Source organism: Rhodoferax sp. RT4P68 (assembly GCF_056521305.1).
On the sequence record NZ_JBWMBB010000007.1, the window covers coordinates 300,275 to 318,143 of the forward strand.

Sequence of the window (17,869 nt, forward strand, 5' to 3'; positions counted from 1 at the left end):
TGTGGAAGGCGGACAAATTATCGCGCGCTGCCGCTCGGCCAGTGCACGGGAGCGGGGGATGCCGTGGTGTGGCAGCTTCTCCCCGCATCCGCAGACAGCCGGGCGCGCAGGGCCGCCCGCAGGTGCTTGACGGGGCCGCTGGGCGCTATAACGTGGCAGCTGGGCGGGTGGTCCGGCCAGCCGGGTCCGTCATGCCCACGCAATCTGTCAGTCCTTGCCAAGACCCAAGTCCACGGCTTGGCCCCACCGAGAGCCGCTCCATGCCCACCATGTCCCTTGACCAACCCCGGATTCCGCCGGAATTCCTGCAGAAGTGGCAAGACACGATCGATGTCATGGCCCGCATCTTCGATGTGCCAGCGGGTCTGATGATGCGCGTGTTGCCCGAACAGATCGAGGTGCTGCTGTCCAGCGACACCGAGGGCAATCCGTACGAGCATGCCGAAAAGGCGCAGCTCAACACCGGCCTGTACTGCGAGACCGTGATGGCCACGCGCCAGTTGCTGCATGTGCCCAATGCGCTGCAGGACCCGCAGTGGGACAAGAACCCCGACATCGCGCTGAACATGATCTCCTACCTGGGCGTGCCGCTGGAATGGAGCCCCAAGGACGTGTTCGGCACCATCTGCGTGCTGGACAGCAAGACCCGCGACTATCCCCAGAAGTACATCGAGCTGATGTGGGAGATCAAGAAAAGCATCGAAGCCGATTTCCTCGTCATCCGGCACAACCAGGAGCTCGTGCAGGCCAACCAGGCGCTGGCCCAGGAAGTCAAGGAACGCCAGGCCGCCGAACTGCAGCTGCAGACGGCGCAGCACGATCTGGCGCAGGCCGAAAAAATGGCGGCGCTGGGTGGCCTGGTGGCTGGCATCGCCCATGAAATCAACACTCCGGTGGGCCTGGGGCTGACCGGTTCGTCGCACTTCAAGCACATGGTGGAGCAGCTGGAGACCAAGTTCCGCGCGGGCCAGCTGGAGGAGTCCGAGTTCGAGCAGTTCCTGGCCGATGCCAAGCAGTTGTCGCACTCGATCTTCATCAGCCTGGAGAAGGCGGCCGACCTCGTCAAGAGCTTCAAGCTGGTGGCGGTGGACCAGACGCACGACGAGATCCGCAGCTTCCAGCCGCTCACCTACATCCAGGACGTGCTGCTCACGCACAAGCAGGCGCTGCGCCATGCGAGCGTGGCCACGCAGGTGGACTGCCCGGCCGATCTGGTCGTGACCACCTACCCCGGCGCCTGGTCGCAAATCCTGTCCAACCTGATCAGCAATTCGCTGGTGCACGGCTTCACGCCGGGCCAGGCGGATCCCCAGATCCACATCGCGCTGGCCGATGCAGGCGCCGAATGGGTGCTGACCTACCGCGACAACGGGCGCGGCATGTCCGAGGAGGTCGCCCGCAAGGTGTTCGACCCGTTCTTCACCACCAACCGGCAAGGCGGGGGCAGCGGGCTGGGCATGCACGTGGTCTTCAACCTCGTGTCGCAAAAGCTCGGGGGCCGCATCCACCTGCAGACCGCACCGGGCCAGGGGGCAGTCTTCACCTGCCATCTGCCGCAACAACGGGCAGCCGCGTGAAAGGGGTCGAGGGCGAAGGGCGGCATGTTTAAGAGGTCGACCGCCACCAGTGCGCTGGCCCCTGCAGCAGCACTTGAAGCGCCCTGGCGCGTGCTGCTGGTCGATGACGAGCCCGAGGTGCATGTGATCACGCGGCTGACGCTGCGCGACTGCGCGTACCTGGGCCGTCCGATTCACTTCGTCAGCGCCTACAGCGCGGCCGAGGCGCGCGCGCAACTGGCGCTGCATGGCGACTGGGCGGTGGCGTTCATCGATGTGGTGATGGAGACCGACACCGCCGGGCTCGACCTGGTCAACCACATCCGCCACACGCTAGGCAACACCGCGGTGCGCCTGATCCTGCGCACCGGCCAGCCCGGCCAGGCGCCCGAGCGGCAGGTGATCCGCGACTTCGACATCAACGACTACATCAACAAGACCAACCTGTCGGCAGACAAGCTCTACACCGCCACACTGGCCTCGCTGCGGGCCTACCACGACATCGCGCAGCTGCGCCTGGCCGACGAGCGCTACAGCGCGCTCAACCAGAGCCTGGAGCGGCGCGTCCAGGAGCGCACCGCCGAGCTGACGCGGGAGGTGGCCGAGCGCACCGAAGCGCAAACCCGGCTGCAGGCGGCGCACACCGCTCTGGCCGTGGCCAAGGACCAGGCCGAGGAGGCCACCCGCGCCAAGAGCGACTTCCTGGCCAACATGAGCCACGAGATCCGCACGCCCATGAACGCGATCATCGGCATGTCGCACCTAGCGCTGCAGCTCGACCTGGCGCCCGATGCCCACAACTACATCACCAAGGTGCACCGGGCGGCCGAGAACCTGCTGGGCATCCTGAACGACATCCTGGACTTCTCCAAGATGGAGGCCGGCAAGCTGAACATCGAAGCGCTCGACTTCCAGCTCGAGGACGTGCTGGACAACCTGGCCAACCTGGTCGGGCAGAAGGCGGTGGACAAAGGCCTGGAGTTGCATTTCGACATCCCCGCCGACCTGCCCACGGCCCTGGTGGGCGACCCCCTGCGCCTCGGCCAGATTCTGCTCAACCTGGGCAACAACGCCGTCAAGTTCACCGAGACCGGCGACATCGTGGTGGGCGTGCGCCGCATTGCCGATGACGCGGGCGGGGCTGGCAGGCCCGGCGGTCTGCATTTCTGGCTGCGCGACACCGGCATCGGCATGACCGAGGCCGAATGCGCCCGCCTGTTCCAGTCGTTCAGCCAGGCCGACACCTCCATCACCCGCAAATACGGCGGCACGGGGCTGGGTCTGGCCATCTCCCGAAGCCTGGTGGAGCAGATGGGCGGGCGTATCTGGGTGGAAAGTGCAGCCGGTATCGGCTCCACCTTCCACTTCCAGGTCTCCTGCGGGTTCCAGCGACGCGAGGCGAACAGCCCGGGCCCCGAGCCGATGCCTGCGTTGCAAGGGCGGCGCGTCCTGGTGGTGGATGACAGCGCGGTGGCGCGCGACATCCTGCAGCGCCTGCTGGGCAGCCTGGGCGTGGCGGCTGCCCTGGCCGTCGATGGACCCGATGCTTTGCGCCAGGTGGCACAGGCCGTGGCCGATGGCCAGCCTTTCGAGCTGGTGTTGATCGACCACCACATGTCATCGATGGACGGGCTGCAGTGCACGCTTGCCATGCAACAGCAGCACCTGCAGGCGCTGCCTGCCGTGGTGCTGCTGACGACCGGCTCGGCCGGCGAGATCCAGAGCCTGGCCGCCCGTCAGCAGGTGCCGCTTCGCGCCGTGGTGCACAAGCCTGTGACCCTGGCCAGCCTGCGGCAGGCCGTGGGCGTGGCGCTGGGCCTGCGCTCGTCCGGCGACGACGCCCTGCGCGAGCCGCGCGACCCGCACACCGGCGCCCGGCAGCAACTGTGCGGTGCGCGGCTGCTGCTGGTGGAGGACAACGCGCTGAACCAGGAACTGGCCACGCATCTGCTGACCGGTGCGGGCATTCGGGTGGTGGTGGCCCAGCATGGCCAGGAGGCGCTGGACATCCTGCACCGGGACAGCGCACAGGGCATGGCGTTCGACGGGGTGCTGATGGACTGCCAGATGCCGGTGATGGACGGCTACACGGCCGCAGCGCAGATCCGCCGCGACCCGGCCTGGGCGCAGCTGCCCATCATCGCCATGACGGCCAATGCCATGCTGGACGAGCGCGACAAGGTGATCGCTGCCGGCATGAACGACTACATCGCCAAGCCCCTGAACGTGGAGAGCATGTTTGCCACCATCGCCCGCTGGGTGGCCCCGGCCGCACCGCCGGCAGGCGCTGCGGCGCCGGCCGCCGAGACGCCGAGCGCCATGCCCGCGCATGGCCAGCCCGCACACGGATTGCCGCCGCTGCCCGGCATCGATGTGGCGCGCGGTCTGCAGCGCTGCCTGAACGACACGGCCCTGTACCGCAGGCTGCTGGGTCGCCTCAGCGCTGCGGTGGGCCGGTTCGCCGAGCAATTCGCGCAGGCCCGCAGCGATGCCGACCCCACCAGCGCCACGCGTTGCGCGCACACGCTGCGGGGCATGGCAGGCAACCTGGGGGCGCAGGCCGTGGAGCGGGCGGCCGCCGAACTGGAGGCTGCGTGTGCACAGGGCCAGCCGGCCGCGCGGATCGATGCCTTGCAGGTCGAGGCGTTGCAGGCCATCGCACAGGTGCAGCCCGGCCTGCTTCGCTTGACCGACACGGACAAGCCTGATGCCGAGCTGCCCGATCCGGCCGTTCTGCAGACGTTGGTCGCCAAGCGGCGCGCCATGATTGTGGACAGCGATGTCCTGGCGGCACAGGCTGCGACGGAACTGGCGGCCCTGCTGCAAGGCAGCGCGCAGGCGCGTGCCGCCCAGCGCGTGTGCGCCGCGCTGGCGGAATTCGACTTCGACGCGGCGGAACGAAGGCTGGACGACATGACCCTGCTGTCGCCGTAGCCGCCCCGGCCACGGGTCGGTGCGAGATTGAGAATCGCTACCATTTGCTCCCGAATCTTCGAGCGCACACCCTCATGTCCACCCGTACCGAACGCGACACCTTTGGCCCCATCGAGGTGCCTGCCGACAAGCTGTGGGGCGCGCAGACGCAGCGTTCGTTGCAGAACTTCGACATCTCCGGTGAGCGCCAGCCACGCGAGATCATCCGTGCGCTGGCCCAGGTCAAGCGGGCCTCGGCGACCGTCAACCATGCCTTGGGCCTGCTGGACGCGCAGAAGAAGGACGCGATCGTCGGCGCCGCGCAGGAAGTCATCGACGGCCAGCACGCCGATGAATTCCCGCTCGTGGTCTGGCAGACCGGCTCCGGCACGCAGACCAACATGAACCTGAACGAGGTGATCGCCAACCGCGCCAGCGAGCTGCTGGGTGGCGAGCGCGGCGAAGGCCGTCTGGTGCACCCCAACGACGATGTGAACAAGAGCCAGTCGTCCAACGACGTGTTCCCGACCGCCGCGCATGTGGCCGCGGTCGACGCGCTGACCAACCAGCTGCTGCCCGCCATCGCGCTGCTCAAGAACACCTTGGACCACAAGGCCCGTTCGTTCGACCATATCGTCAAGATCGGCCGCACGCACCTGCAGGACGCCACGCCGCTGACGCTGGGCCAGGAGATCTCGGGCTGGGTGGCGCAACTCGCACACGGCCAGCGGCACGTGCAGGCCGCGCTGCCGCATCTGTACGAGCTGGCGCTCGGCGGGACCGCCGTAGGCACGGGCCTCAACGCGCCCAAGGGCTATGCCGAGAGCGTGGCACAAGAGCTGGCCAGCATCACCGGCCTGCCGTTCGTGACGGCACCCAACAAGTTCGAAGCGCTGGCCTCGCAGGACGCACTGGTGCATGCCCACGGGGCGCTGAAAACGCTGGCTGCCAGCATGAACAAGATCGCCAACGACGTGCGCTGGCTGGCCAGCGGCCCGCGCAGTGGCATCGGCGAGCTGAGCATCCCCGAGAACGAACCCGGCTCGTCCATCATGCCGGGCAAGGTCAACCCCACGCAGAGCGAGGCCGTGACCATGCTGGCCGCGCAGGTGTTCGGCAACGACGTGGCCATCAACATCGGCGGCGCCTCCGGCAACTTCGAGTTGAATGTGTTCCGCCCGCTGGTGGCGCACAACTTCCTGCAAAGCGTGCGCCTGCTGGCCGACGGCATGCGCAGCTTCAACGACCACTGCGCGGTGGGCATCGAGCCCAACGTCGAGCGCATTGCCGACCTGGTCCAACAGTCGCTGATGCTGGTGACCGCGCTGAATCCGCACATCGGCTACGACAAGGCCGCCGCCATCGCCAAGAAGGGCCACAAGGAAGGCACCAGTCTGCGCGAGGCGGCCATCGCCTCGGGCTACGTGACCGGCGAACAGTTCGACCAGTGGGTGGTGGCCGGGGACATGGTGGGGCGCTGAGCAGTGCCGCAAGCCCAGGCGCCGTGCCCGGCCTCAGGCAGCGTGTACGGCAGACGGGCCGATGCCCCTGGAGCCGGCCGGCGATGGGGTGGGGCCCGGTCCGGCGCTGTGGTCCGGTGCAAGCACGACGCGGTTGCGCCCGCTTTCCTTGGCTGTGTACAGCGCCTTGTCGGCCCGGGACATGGCCGCATCGATGTCTTCGTCGGGGCGCACCAGGGCCAACCCGATCGAGATCGTCACCTGCACTCCGGCAGGCAGCAGCACGGGCTGCTGCGCAACGACCGAGCGCAACCGCTCGGCCAGTTCGATGGCGTCGCTGGGCGACACCTGGGGCAGCAGCACCATGAACTCCTCGCCGCCCACGCGCGCGATGGCGTCCGTGTCGCGCAGGCCCGTGCGCAGCCGGCGCGCCACCTCCCGCAGCACTTCGTCGCCGCCCGGGTGGCCATGCACGTCGTTCACGCGCTTGAAAAAATCGACGTCCAGCATCAACAGGGCCAGGCCCTTGGGCTGCGCATCGCGGGCGTCGTGGCGCTCGCCAGGCTGGCAGGTCCAGTCGTTGAGCAGCTTCATGCCCTGCCGGCGGTTGTAGACACCGGTCAAATCGTCGCGCGTGGCCAGTTCGTGGATGCGCTCGGCAGCGACCCTCAGCGCCAGGGCCAAGGCGTCGGCCTCCAGCCGCTTGCGGATGCCCTCCACCACGCGGCTGGAAACGCTCGAGAAGTAAAAGCTGTGCGAGCCGACCAGCACGCCGATGCCCAGCGCCAGGCGCAGGTGCTGCGGGGTGCCATGCCACAGCAACACGGCGGTCGGCACGGACCAGATGGCCAGCGTCCAGCTGGTGGCGGCGCGCGGGAACGACAACATGCCGATCACCACCACGTTGTGGACCACCACCAGCACCATGGCCGCCTGCAGTTCGATCTGTGCCACATCCCGGTTCAATATGGCGGAACAGCCCCAGACCAGACCGGCCAACGTCTGGCTCACCATCTGCCGGTTGCGCCAGCGCAGCATCGTCTCGGTCGACATCGGGGTCGCGCGGCGCAGGTAAACGGTACTGTGCACGAACGAGAACATGTCCACGCACAGCAGCAGGCACCACCAGCCGATCAACCAGGAGTGGTCGGCCACGTCCCATTTGAGAAGCACCAGATAGGCCGACGCGATGGGCCCGTTGGCCCCCGTGATGCGCGCACGCGTCATGTACTGCTGCATCTGCTCGGCCAGTACCTGCCTGTCGAGCGCTGACGGATCGATCTCGGCATTGCCGACGAGCAAGGGGTCGCTGTGCATCATCCAGTCTCAGGCCGGTGGTGGATGCGCTGTCAGTTCATGCGAATCTGCAGCTGATCAAGGGCGGCTGCAGTATGCCAGCCGAACGTGGCCCGGAGAGCCCGGATACGGGTGCGGGAGCCGCCGCCGCGCACCCACCGGTACTCGGTCAACGAACGCGCTGGCCACTGGTCCATGTGACGATCATGGCCCGCAACCATGCGAAAAGCGCCGACAGCAAGATGTCGATGCGTAAGCGAACGTTCGGGTGCCGTGCGGGCTCAGGCCGGCTGCGCCGCCGCGCTGGCCGACGCCGGCAGCCCGAACACCCGGTCAAATCCCCAGTTGAAGACAAAGGTATAGACGAGGAAGAACAGCAGCAGCGCGGTGTCGAACACCAGCGCCTCCCACAGCCCGATGTTCAGCCACCAGGCGAACAGCGGAACCAGCACCGCCGCCAGCCCGCCCTCGAAGCCGATGGCGTGCGCAATGCGCCGCTTCACCGACCGACCACGCACTGGCTGGCGCGCCTCCCAAGCCTCGAACAGGGTGTTGAACGCGAGGTTCCAGATCACGGCGATGACGGAGCAGGCCACGGCCAGCGCCGTCGACTTGCCGGCACCGGCGCCCGACAGCGCGGCCAGCCCGATGCTGGCGAACAGGATGGCGAAGCCTTCGTAGAGGGCGACATAGACGACTTTGCGTTGGATTCCTTGCATGATGGGTTGAACTTTATGGGCCTTGTGTTGAAAGAAAAAGTCAGCTCATGTCAACTCGACTGATAGATTGGCCACATGGCCTTCAGCTCCGACAACGTCCTCCTGTTTCTCGCCGTGCTGGACTACGGCTCTTTTTCGGCGGCCGCACGGTCATTGAAGCGCGTGCCTTCGGCCGTCAGCATGGCGATCGCGAACCTGGAGGCAGAGCTGGCGCTGCAGCTGTTCGACCGCAGCGGGCGTGAGCCCCAGCCTACGGCGGCGGCCCGTGCGCTGGAGCCGCAGGCCCGCCAGCTGGCGCTGCAGTTGCGCGAGCTGGACGCCCACGCGCTGGCGCTAACGCAAGGGCTGGAGGAGCGGCTCACACTGGCGATCGCGCCCGAGCTGCTGTCGGCGCGCTGGAGCGCCCCGCTGGCGCGTCTGGCGGCGCAGTACCCGTTGCTGGATGTGGAAGTGCTGGTGGCGCCGCAGTCCGACGCGCTGGCGTTGCTGCACACCGGCCGGGTGCAGCTGGCGCTGGTGTTCGAGCGCACCAAGCTCGACGGTCGCGAAGGCTTTCAGCAGGTGGGCGACGAGACGCTGGTGGCGGTGGCCGCGCCACAGCACCCCCTGCTGCGGCAGACCGAGCCGCTGGGCGAGTCGCACCTGGTCGCCACGCGCCAGATCGTGATTGCCGGGCGCGATGCCGGCGTGGCCGACACGCGCGTGCTGTTCGCGCGGCACCTGTGGCACACCGACAGCCCCGAAGCCGCCTGTGGCCTGCTCGAAGCCGGCCTGGGCTGGGGCTGGCTGCCGCGCAGCATCGTGCAGTGGCGGCTGGACGCCGGCACGCTGTGCCTGCTGCCGCTACAGGGGCTTACCAACGCGCAAGCGCTGTGGGTCGACGTGGTGTGGTCGCGCGAGCGGCCGCTGGGGTTGGGCGCGCGACACCTGATCGAGGGGATGGCGCAGTCCGCCGAAGCGGGCCCGTCGATTGACTGACGGCCCCCTGAACGGCGTGTGGAGCATGTGACGAACGGCGTGCTGGACGGCGTGGAACAGGCCGCCGTCCGACAGCGGCACGGCCCGCCCGATGGCGCGCCGGGCGCGCCGCTCGCCATACAACGAAGCATCGCGAGTGGCCTTGCTCGCCCGGCCTCCAAGGAGATGCACATGAACACGACTGACAAGCTCACCGGCGATACCGCCGTCGTCGACACGGACCTGGTCACCCAGGCGCGCCCTGGCCTCGGCATTCCGTCGCAGGACCCGCGGCCTGAGGCGCAAATGCCGCTGGAACCGTTCGAGGTCGCCCGCGAGGCGAACTCGGTGCTGGTCGGCGGTGGCGCCATGGCGGGCACGGCGGCCGGTGCCGCCATCGGCGTCGCGCTGGGTGGGCCGGTGGGCGTGGTGATCGGCGCTGCGGTCGGCGCCGTAGCGGGTGCACTGGGCACCGCTGCGGCCAGCATCGCGGCCAGCGCCAACAGCGCCAACAGCGCCAACGAGGCCACAACAGACAACATCGCGGACACGGCGGAGGCTGCCACAGAGGCGGTCCACCTGCATGTCGAGGACAGCGGCGGCTCAGGCCGGCCGGTCGTGCTGATCCATGGCTGGCCGCTGTCCGCCCAGGCATGGGAGCCGCAGGTCTCGGCCTTGCGTGCAGCAGGCTACCGCGTGGTGGCCTACGACCGGCGCGGCTTCGGCCGATCGGACAAGCCGCAGGCGGGCTACGGCTACGACACGTTGGCCGACGATCTGCAGCGCGTGCTGGACCAGTGCGATTTGCAGGATGTGACGTTGGTGGGCTTCTCGATGGGCGGCGGCGAGGTGGCCCGTTACGTCGGGCGGCACGGTGAGGCGCGCCTGCGCAGCGTCGTGTTCGCGGCAGCGGTGCCGCCGTATCTGATGCAGACGGCCGACAATCCCGAGGGGCCGCTGCCACCGGAGAAGGCGCAGGAGATGAAGTCGGGATTGGAAAACGACCGCGATGCATTCTTCCAGCAGTTCACCCGCGACTTCTTCTCGGCCGGCGGGGTGCTCAAGGTCAGCGAGCAGGAGCGGGCCGATGCCGTGGCGCTATGCCAGCAGTCGGCGCAGCACGCGGCGCTGGCGTGCATGGGCTCGTTCGGCACAACGGACTTCCGCGACGATCTGCGCAAGGTGACCGTGCCCACGCTGGTGCTCCACGGGGATGCAGACGGCATCGTGCCGCTGGAAGGATCTGGCCAGCGGACGCACCGTGCCGTCGCCCACAGTCAGCTGGTGACGGTGCCCGGTGCGCCGCATGGCTTCAATGTGTCGCATGCCGCGGCATTCAATGAGGCGTTGCTGGCGTTCCTGAAGGACTGATCGGGAAGTGCGGCCGGCGCGACCGGGCATGGTCAGCCCAGTGCGGGCGCGTCGAACGCCGGTGCGCCAGCCTTCGCTCAGCGCGTCGCGCCAGTGCGCCGGCGCATCGCCTCGGTGGTGTCGTGCTGGCCGTCGGGCGACCAGCCCGGTGGCATGAGCAGAAGGCCCACCAGTTCCCGCCAGCATCGCACGCGCCACAGGTCGCGGGCCAGCGCTATCCACTGCGCGAACTGCACATGGAATGGGTTGTGGCTCGTCATCGGATGGACCAGCCCGTAGCGGCACGGCAGGTCGTCCCGCTCGGCCACGTAGCTGCCGAACATCCGGTCGAAGACGATCAGCACACCGCCATAGTTGGCATCCAGGTACTCCACATTGGCCGCGTGGTGCACGCGGTGGGCTGACGGCGTGTTCAGCACGGCTTCCAGCCAACCCAGCCTGGGAATCCAGGTGGCGTGAAGTCAGAACTGGTAGAGCAGGTTGAACGAGAGCGCCACCAGCACCAGCCGCAGCTCAAACCCCATCCAAACCATCGGCAGCAGGAAGACCGTGTTGCCGGTCAACTTGCCGAACATGCCGATGCGCAGCGATGCGCCCAGGTTCAGCTGGTTCGACGTGTGGTGCACCGCGTGGTTGCACCAGAACCAGCGCACGCGGTGCGCGGCCCGGTGCAGCCAGTAATAGCAAAATTCCAGCGAGATGAACAGCAGCAGCGCCGTGCCGATGGAATCCACCCTGATCGTCGTCAGGCGGTGCTGTTCGACCCAGCCGATCAGCGGTGCGGCGATGGTCAGCGGCAGGAAGATCGTCACCGCGATGCGTCCCGCAAAGTCGAACAGCGAGACGCCGTACGCGCGCCAGTCGTAGGACTGGCGGCGCGACAGCACCACGGCCTCCAGCAAGGACAGCAGCACGACTACCGGCGCGACGCCGAAGAGCAGAATCTTCTCAGAGGTGTTCATGGACGTGCAGCCGGGGCGGTCAGCCGCAGGGCTGCACTGTCGGCTCGAAGGCGGCTCGGCGTCCTTCAGCCGGGTTAAAACTTATTAAGGACGGCGTGCACCTATAGTGCGCCCGGACAAATGGAGGTGCGCCATGCGCGGGTCAGGGGACGAGGTGCTGCGTTTTGCGCGGTTCGAGGTGGACGCCGCGCGACGGCAGTTGCGCGTAGACGGTACGCCGGTGAACCTGGGCGCTCGGGCCTTCGACGTGCTGCTGGCGCTGGCGCGGCGCGCAGACCGGGTATTGACCAAGGCCGAACTGCTCGACGCCGCCTGGCCCGGGCTGGCGGTGGAAGAGAACAATCTGAAGGTGCAGGTCGTCACGCTGCGCAAGGTGCTGGGGGCCAAGGCGATCGGAACGGTGCCCGGGCGCGGCTACCAGCTCACCGCAGGCCCCGTCCTGCGGGCACCGGCCCCTGCAGCGGCAGCCGCGCCAGCGGCCGAAGTCGTCCGTCCGCGGATCGCCGTGCTGCCCTTCACCAGCATGAGCGACGACCCGGTCCAGGAGTATTTCGCCGACGGCATGGTCGACGACATCATCACGGCGTTGGCCTGTACCGGCGTGGTCGATGTCATCGCCCGCAACTCCAGCTTCGCCTTCAAGGGCCGCGCGGTGGACATCCGCCAGGTGGGCAACGAACTGGGCGCGCGCTATGTGTTGGAGGGCGGCGTGCGCAACTCGGGCGGGCGTGTCCGCATCAACGTGCAGCTGCTGGACGCGAGCCATGGCAGCCACCTCTGGGCCGAGCGTTTCGAAGGTGCCCTGGAAGACGTCTTCGACCTACAGGACCGCATTGGCGAGCAGGTGGTCGCGGCCGTCGGACTGCGCGTGTTCCATGCGGAATCGCAGCGTGCGCGGCGCAAACCGACACGAGACCTTCACGCCTATGACCTGAAAATGCGCGCCGGACCGAAGATGGATCCCGGCGCCAGTCCGGCCGAGCGCGACGAGGCCCGCGCGCTGCTGTTGCAGGCGCTGGAGCGCGATCCCGGGTACACGCTGGTGAAGGCCACGCTGGCCAACTTGCACATGCAGCGTCTGTCGGACGGACTGGGCGATGTGCAGGATGTGCGGCTGGGCTTGCGCCTGGCCGACGAAGCACTCGCCGACCATCGGGACGATCCGTACACACTGGGCCTGGCCGGCGTGGCGGTCGCCCTGCTGGGTATCCGTGTGCTGGGGATCAACGTTGTGGGCTTTCGCTACAACGAAGGCCGTGCCGCCGTGAACCGGGCGTTGGCCATGACGCCCAACCTGCCGATGCTGCTGGGCGCCGCCGGCATCGTTCGGCTTTGCGTGGGCGAGGTGGTTTCGGCGATCACGTATCTCGAACGCGCCCGCCGCCTGCACCCCATCGGCTTTGGCACGGGCATCTACAGTGCGGGCATCGCGCAGGCGCAGTTCCTGGTCGGACGCCACGAGAATGCGCTGGCCGAGGCCGAGCGCGCGATCGGCGAGAGCCCGGGCAACACGCTGGCCCACCGAACCAAGGTGGTCGCGCTCGGCGCGCTCAGTCGCACAGCCGAGGCCCGGGAAGCGGCTCAGCAGCTGCTGGCGCTGGCGCCCCGGTTCACCGTGGCACGCTTTCTTGCGGTGACACCGCTGCAGGACGCGAAACTTCGCCAGGCCAGCGCTGCGCTGTTCAGACGCGCGGGCATCCCCGGCTGACGCTCGGCGACCGCGGGTGTGCGCTCAGTGGCCGCGCGCGCCGGCCGAGGACATCAGCTTGTCCGTGTAGGCAATCGCCATCGCCGAGAGCAGGAACGCGATGTGGATCCCGGTCTGCGCGAACAGCACCTTCTCGCTGTAGTTGTCGGCGTTGATGAACGTCTTGAGCAGGTGGATCGAGCTGATGCCGATGATCGACATGGCCAGCTTGACCTTCAGCACCGAGGCGTTCACGTGGCTCAGCCACTCGGGCTGGTCTTCGTGGCCTTCCAGGTTCATGCGGCTGACGAACGTCTCGTAGCCCCCCACGATCACCATGATCAAGAGGTTGGAGATCATCACCACGTCGATCAGCGCCAGCACCACCAGCATGATGACGGTCTCGTTCAGCGTGGTGATCGGCGCGTCGGTTCGGTAGCCGATGCTGCTGACCAGCGCCTGCAGCGCGGTCTGGCTGCCAAACGCGGCTTCGACCAGGTGGAGCAACTCGACCAGAAAATGCACCACATAGACGCACTGCGCAAGGATCAACCCCAGATACAGCGGCACCTGCAGCCAGCGACTGGCAAAGATCAGCTTGGGCAGCAGGCGCATCGCGGGGCGCGCGGGGGTCAGTTGTGGTTCATGCATGGGTGTTGGTACGAGCGGAAAACGCGCAATTGTAGGAGTGCGATGTGCACGCAAAATGAATGCCCGGCCGAATGTCAGCCTGCTGTCAAGCCCTGAGTCGACAGTCGCGCCGAGCCGTTTTCCCCCACATCCAGGAGACTGATCCATGAGCGCCATCGAATCCGTGCTGGTCGAAACCCGAGTCTTCGAGCCGCCTGCTGCCGCCCGCCAGGGCGCGCGCATCGACAGCATGGCCGCCTACCAGGCGCTGTGCGACGAGGCGGAGCGTGACCACGACGGCTTTTGGGCCCGGCTGGCGCGTGACAACCTGGTCTGGACGACGCCCTTCACGCGCGTGTTGGATGCCTCCGACGCGCCGTTCTACCGCTGGTTCGACGACGGCCAGCTCAACGTCTCGGCCAACTGCCTGGACCGCCACATGGGCACGCCGGCCGAGCACAAGACGGCGATCCGCTTCGAGGCCGACGACGGCGCGGTGACCGAGGTCAGCTACCGGCAACTGCTGGAACGCGTCTCGCAGTTCGCCAACGCATTGCAGGCGCAGGGCATCCGCAAGGGCGACCGCGTGGTCATCTACATGCCGATGACGATCGAAGGCGTGGTCGCCATGCAGGCCTGCGCACGCATCGGCGCCACGCACTCGGTGGTGTTCGGCGGCTTTTCGGCCAAGGCGCTGCAGGAGCGCATCATCGACGCCGGCGCCGTGGCCGTCATCACCGCCAACTACCAGCTGCGGGGCGGCAAGGAACTGCCGCTCAAAGCCATCGTCGACGACGCGATCGCGCAGGGCGGCTGCAGCGTGGACGACGGTGGGCCGCTCAAGACCGTGCTGGTCTACGAGCGCACGCCGACGGCCTGGAACCAGGTGGCCGGGCGCGACCTCAGCTTCACCGAAGCGCTCGCCGGCCAGTCCACGCAATGCACGCCGGTGCCGGTCGATGCCGAACACCCGCTGTTCATCCTCTACACCTCCGGCTCCACCGGCAAACCCAAGGGCGTGCAGCACGCCAGCGGCGGCTACCTGCTGTGGGCCAAGCTGACGATGGATTGGACGTTCGACCTGCGGCCGGACGACGTGTTCTGGTGCACGGCCGACATCGGCTGGATCACCGGCCACAGCTATGTGGCCTACGGGCCCTTGGCGGCGGGGGCCACGCAGGTCGTGTTCGAGGGCGTGCCGACCTTCCCGCATGCCGGGCGCTTCTGGCAGATGATCGAGCAGCACAAGGTCAGCATCTTCTACACCGCGCCCACGGCCATCCGCTCGCTGATCAAGGCGGCCGACAGCGATGCCAAGGTGCATCCGAAGAACTGGGATCTGACCAGCCTGCGCATCCTCGGTTCGGTGGGGGAGCCGATCAACCCCGAGGCGTGGATGTGGTACCACCGGAATGTGGGCGGCGAGCGCTGCCCCATCGTCGACACCTTCTGGCAGACCGAGACCGGCGGCCACGTCATCACGCCGCTGCCGGGCGCAACGCCGCTGGTGCCGGGCTCGTGCACGCTGCCGCTGCCGGGCATCGCCGCCGCCATCGTCGACGAGACCGGCAAGGACATGCCGAACGGCGCCGGCGGCATGCTGGTCATCAAGAAGCCCTGGCCGTCGATGATCCGCACGATCTGGAACGACCCCGAGCGTTTCAAGAAATCCTACTTCCCCGAAGAGATGGGCGGCACCGTCTACCTGGCCGGCGACGGCGCCGTGCGCAGCACCGACCGTGGCTACTTCCGCATCACCGGCCGCATCGACGACGTGCTCAATGTGTCGGGCCACCGGCTGGGCACGATGGAGATCGAGTCGGCCCTGGTGTCCAAGACCGATCTGGTGGCCGAGGCAGCCGTCGTCGGCCGGCCCGACGACGTGACGGGCGAAGCGGTCTGCGCCTTCGTCGTGCTCAAGCGCTCGCGCCCCACCGACGACGAGGCCCGGGCGATTGCGAAGGTGTTGCGCGAGTGGGTTGCCAAGGAGATCGGGCCCATCGCCAAGCCCAAAGACATCCGCTTCGGAGACAACCTGCCCAAGACACGCAGCGGCAAGATCATGCGGCGCCTGTTGCGCTCGATCGCCAAGGGCGAGGCGATCACGCAGGACACCAGCACCTTGGAGAACCCGGCCATCCTGGATCAGCTGGGTCAGGCGTATTGATCCAGGCCGCCAGTCAGCCCACCATCAGCTGCGTTGCGGGATCGGCCCATCCAGTTCGTACGCACGCGCCGCCGCCGGGCGGTCGCGGTGCAGTTCGACAAAGCGCGTGAACGCGGGAAGCGCTGGCAGCAGCTGGAACTGCAGGTACCAGCCGATGTAGGACGAGACGAGCAGATCGGCCGCCGTGAAGCTGTCACCCGCCAGGTGGTCGCGGTCCTGCACGGCGCTTGCCAGCGTCTGCACCAGATCCTCCTCGGTGCCAAAGCCGGCCATGGCCGGATCGGGCAGCTTGCCCCCGGCGGACTTGGTCACCATCAGTTGCTCCAGCGGCCCCATGAAGCTGATCCAGCGGTAGTAGGGGCCGCGCGCCGGGCTGCCCGCGGGCGGTGCCAACTTCTTCTCGGGCACCAGGTCGGCCAGGTACATGCAGATGGCCGCGTTTTCGGTCACGACGGTGTCGCCGTGCCGTATGGCCGGCACCTTGCCCATGGGGTTGACGGCGCGGTAGGCCGGCGCCTTCATGCTCGAGCCGTATTGCAGGATCTCGGTCTGGTAGGGCAGGCCGGTCTCCTCGAGCATCCAGCGCGTCACGCGGGCACGCGACATGGGGTTGGTATAGAAGGTCAGTGGTGCGGTCATGGTGCGATCCTTTCGTCGTGATGGAGCAAAGTGCGGCACCAGTGTCGCGCGGGCGGGTGTCAGCTTCTGTCAGCAGTGTCGGCGTGCGGCGCATGGCCGATGCGGACGCTCCAGCGGCGGATCAGCACATGACGGCGCTCGGGATAGCGTTCGCCCGTGTCCGTCAGGTCCTGCACGCGGTCGGCGCGGAAATGCCGGAAGTCCTGCCGCAGCTCGCACCAGGCGGCCATCAGCCGCGCGTGGTCGAAGAAGGCCAGGGCGAATGGCCAGACACGCCGCCTGGTGGTCTGCCCGGCCTCGTCGAGGTAGTCCAGCCACACGGCGTGTTCGGCCCGCACGGCCTGGCGCAGCGCCGGCAGCCAGGGCGCAGCGGGACGCGAGTCCAACCTTGGGGGAACGAACAGGCCGCTGGTCTCCACCGCCAGGCGCAAGGCCTCGGGTAGCGTGCCACCGATGCGGTTCATCAAGCCCCGGGCGGCTTGCGCCAGGGCTGGGTCGGCAGACTGGCTGGCGACCCAGCGCGCACCGAGCACCAGGGCCTCCAGTTCCTCCTCGCTGAACATCAGCGGCGGCAAGGTGAAGCCCGGCCGCAAGACATAGCCTACGCCCGGGTCGCCTTCGATCCGCGCCCCCTGTTCGCGCAAGCTGGCGATGTCCCGGTAGAGCGTGCGCAGGCTGATGCCGGCCTGCGCTGCCAGCCGCTGGCCGGGAAGCGGCCGGCGTTGTGCGCGCAGATGTTCCAGCAGGTGCAGCAGGCGGGCGGCTCTCGACATGGCCGCAGTGTAAGGAGCGTCTGTGCAGGCCTGGCACCCGCAAAAAAGCCCGCTGCAAGCGGGCTTTTCGGTGGGGGCGGGCGTGAGGCCTACAGCGTCATCACCCAGGCTGCCAGTTTCTTGGCATCGGCCTCGTTGACCTGCGGATTGGCCGGCATCGGCACCGGCCCCCAGACACCCGAGCCACCCTTTTGAATCTTGACGGCCAGCTTGTCGGCCGCGGTCTTGTCGGCCTTGTACTTGCCGGCGATGTCCTTGTAGGAAGGCCCCACCAATTTCTTGTCGACGGCATGGCAGGTCATGCAGTTCTTGGAAGTGGCGAGCGCCTGATCGGCCCAGGCCGGCGCGGCGGCACAGCAGGCGATGGCCAGGGTCGTCAGCACGTGTTTCATGTGGTTCCTCGTGGGTTGGGGGTACAGTGGCAACGCCATTTTAGGGACCGGGTTGACAAACCCGCTGTCCCCTCAAAACCTCAACGGTCAACACCATGTACCTGCTCGGCGTCGGCATCGTTCTGCTGCTTCTCAAGGTTCTGGAGATCGGCCCCGTGGCCGGCTGGAGCTGGTGGGTGATCGGCGCGCCTTTCGGCCTGGCCGTGCTGTGGTGGACATGGGCCGACCAGAGCGGCTACACCAAGCGCAGGGCCATGGCGCGCGACGATGCACGCAAGGCACGGCGCGTCGACCGTCAGCGCGACCGGTTGGGGCTGAATCCCAAGAAGCCGCGCTGACCACCCCCG

Annotated in this window: 14 protein-coding genes and 1 pseudogene; 8 read left to right on the forward strand and 7 right to left on the reverse strand. The window is 67.8% G+C overall.

Annotated elements, in window-relative coordinates:
• Positions 1-260 precede the first annotated feature (260 nt).
• The 3 genes from AC099J_RS17325 (at position 261) to fumC (ending at position 5,950) form a co-directional block, all read left to right on the forward strand.
• Complete coding sequence (locus AC099J_RS17325; RefSeq protein WP_479616520.1) at positions 261-1,577, forward strand: ATP-binding protein; 1,317 nt, start codon at positions 261-263, stop codon at positions 1,575-1,577.
• 24 nt (positions 1,578-1,601) lie between these two features.
• Positions 1,602-4,490, forward strand: coding sequence for a response regulator (locus tag AC099J_RS17330; protein ID WP_479616521.1), 2,889 nt, complete (start codon positions 1,602-1,604; stop codon positions 4,488-4,490).
• Positions 4,491-4,564: 74 nt separating this feature from the next.
• Complete coding sequence (gene fumC, locus AC099J_RS17335; protein WP_479616522.1) at positions 4,565-5,950, forward strand: class II fumarate hydratase; 1,386 nt, start codon at positions 4,565-4,567, stop codon at positions 5,948-5,950.
• 33 nt (positions 5,951-5,983) lie between these two features.
• On the opposite strand, the gene AC099J_RS17340 is transcribed toward fumC, so the two are convergent.
• Entirely contained in the window at positions 5,984-7,249 is a 1,266-nt protein-coding gene (locus AC099J_RS17340) for a GGDEF domain-containing protein (protein WP_479616523.1), read from the reverse strand.
• Between the two features lie 257 nt (positions 7,250-7,506).
• Positions 7,507-7,944, reverse strand: coding sequence for a PACE efflux transporter (locus AC099J_RS17345; protein ID WP_479616524.1), 438 nt, complete (start codon positions 7,942-7,944; stop codon positions 7,507-7,509).
• 75 nt (positions 7,945-8,019) lie between these two features.
• On the opposite strand from AC099J_RS17345, the gene AC099J_RS17350 reads away from it, so the two are divergent.
• Together AC099J_RS17350 and AC099J_RS17355 are read left to right on the forward strand one after the other, a co-directional pair.
• A complete protein-coding gene (locus tag AC099J_RS17350) occupies positions 8,020-8,922 on the forward strand; it encodes a LysR family transcriptional regulator (protein ID WP_479616525.1) in 903 nt (300 codons plus the stop codon).
• A gap of 171 nt (positions 8,923-9,093) precedes the next feature.
• Positions 9,094-10,272, forward strand: coding sequence for an alpha/beta fold hydrolase (locus AC099J_RS17355; RefSeq protein WP_479616526.1), 1,179 nt, complete (start codon positions 9,094-9,096; stop codon positions 10,270-10,272).
• Positions 10,273-10,349: 77 nt separating this feature from the next.
• Here the strand turns inward: AC099J_RS17355 and AC099J_RS17360 are convergent.
• Positions 10,350-11,234 (reverse strand): annotated as a pseudogene (locus AC099J_RS17360) (sterol desaturase family protein).
• Positions 11,235-11,367: 133 nt separating this feature from the next.
• Between AC099J_RS17360 and AC099J_RS17365 the strand changes: the two are divergent.
• Entirely contained in the window at positions 11,368-12,942 is a 1,575-nt protein-coding gene (locus tag AC099J_RS17365; protein ID WP_479616527.1) for a winged helix-turn-helix domain-containing protein, read from the forward strand.
• A gap of 24 nt (positions 12,943-12,966) precedes the next feature.
• Here AC099J_RS17365 and AC099J_RS17370 read toward each other — a convergent pair whose 3' ends face one another.
• Complete coding sequence (locus AC099J_RS17370; protein WP_479616528.1) at positions 12,967-13,572, reverse strand: TIGR00645 family protein; 606 nt, start codon at positions 13,570-13,572, stop codon at positions 12,967-12,969.
• A gap of 145 nt (positions 13,573-13,717) precedes the next feature.
• Here AC099J_RS17370 and acs point away from each other — a divergent pair, with 145 nt between their 5' ends.
• Positions 13,718-15,718 (forward strand): acetate--CoA ligase, encoded by a 2,001-nt coding sequence (gene acs, locus AC099J_RS17375; protein WP_479616529.1) that lies wholly within the window; start codon positions 13,718-13,720, stop codon positions 15,716-15,718.
• 24 nt (positions 15,719-15,742) lie between these two features.
• On the opposite strand, the gene AC099J_RS17380 is transcribed toward acs, so the two are convergent.
• The 3 genes from AC099J_RS17380 to AC099J_RS17390 all read right to left on the reverse strand — a co-directional run bounded on the left by AC099J_RS17380 (position 15,743) and on the right by AC099J_RS17390 (position 17,522).
• On the reverse strand, positions 15,743-16,357 hold the full coding sequence (locus AC099J_RS17380; protein WP_479616530.1) for a glutathione S-transferase family protein: 615 nt from the start codon (positions 16,355-16,357) through the stop codon (positions 15,743-15,745).
• A 59-nt stretch (positions 16,358-16,416) separates the two neighbouring features.
• Positions 16,417-17,130, reverse strand: a complete 714-nt coding sequence (locus AC099J_RS17385; RefSeq protein ID WP_479616531.1) for a helix-turn-helix transcriptional regulator — start codon at positions 17,128-17,130, stop codon at positions 16,417-16,419.
• A gap of 89 nt (positions 17,131-17,219) precedes the next feature.
• The gene (locus tag AC099J_RS17390) at positions 17,220-17,522 is read right to left on the reverse strand and encodes a c-type cytochrome (protein WP_479616532.1); all 303 of its coding nucleotides are present in this window, start codon (positions 17,520-17,522) and stop codon (positions 17,220-17,222) included.
• A 95-nt stretch (positions 17,523-17,617) separates the two neighbouring features.
• Here AC099J_RS17390 and AC099J_RS17395 point away from each other — a divergent pair, with 95 nt between their 5' ends.
• Positions 17,618-17,860, forward strand: coding sequence for a TIGR04438 family Trp-rich protein (locus tag AC099J_RS17395; RefSeq protein ID WP_479616533.1), 243 nt, complete (start codon positions 17,618-17,620; stop codon positions 17,858-17,860).
• Positions 17,861-17,869 lie beyond the last annotated feature (9 nt).

What these genes read in the sequence shown, in the direction of transcription:
- fumC (WP_479616522.1), top strand. Translation starts at nt 4,565, where the DNA reads ATGTCCACCCGTACCGAACGCGACACCTTTGGCCCCATCGAGGTGCCT.
- AC099J_RS17385 (WP_479616531.1), bottom strand. Translation starts at nt 17,130, where the DNA reads ATGTCGAGAGCCGCCCGCCTGCTGCACCTGCTGGAACATCTGCGCGCA.
- AC099J_RS17370 (WP_479616528.1), bottom strand. Translation starts at nt 13,572, where the DNA reads ATGCATGAACCACAACTGACCCCCGCGCGCCCCGCGATGCGCCTGCTG.
- AC099J_RS17365 (WP_479616527.1), top strand. Translation starts at nt 11,368, where the DNA reads ATGCGCGGGTCAGGGGACGAGGTGCTGCGTTTTGCGCGGTTCGAGGTG.
- AC099J_RS17350 (WP_479616525.1), top strand. Translation starts at nt 8,020, where the DNA reads ATGGCCTTCAGCTCCGACAACGTCCTCCTGTTTCTCGCCGTGCTGGAC.
- AC099J_RS17325 (WP_479616520.1), top strand. Translation starts at nt 261, where the DNA reads ATGCCCACCATGTCCCTTGACCAACCCCGGATTCCGCCGGAATTCCTG.
- AC099J_RS17395 (WP_479616533.1), top strand. Translation starts at nt 17,618, where the DNA reads ATGTACCTGCTCGGCGTCGGCATCGTTCTGCTGCTTCTCAAGGTTCTG.
- acs (WP_479616529.1), top strand. Translation starts at nt 13,718, where the DNA reads ATGAGCGCCATCGAATCCGTGCTGGTCGAAACCCGAGTCTTCGAGCCG.
- AC099J_RS17355 (WP_479616526.1), top strand. Translation starts at nt 9,094, where the DNA reads ATGAACACGACTGACAAGCTCACCGGCGATACCGCCGTCGTCGACACG.
- AC099J_RS17380 (WP_479616530.1), bottom strand. Translation starts at nt 16,357, where the DNA reads ATGACCGCACCACTGACCTTCTATACCAACCCCATGTCGCGTGCCCGC.
- AC099J_RS17390 (WP_479616532.1), bottom strand. Translation starts at nt 17,522, where the DNA reads ATGAAACACGTGCTGACGACCCTGGCCATCGCCTGCTGTGCCGCCGCG.
- AC099J_RS17345 (WP_479616524.1), bottom strand. Translation starts at nt 7,944, where the DNA reads ATGCAAGGAATCCAACGCAAAGTCGTCTATGTCGCCCTCTACGAAGGC.
- AC099J_RS17340 (WP_479616523.1), bottom strand. Translation starts at nt 7,249, where the DNA reads ATGATGCACAGCGACCCCTTGCTCGTCGGCAATGCCGAGATCGATCCG.
- AC099J_RS17330 (WP_479616521.1), top strand. Translation starts at nt 1,602, where the DNA reads ATGTTTAAGAGGTCGACCGCCACCAGTGCGCTGGCCCCTGCAGCAGCA.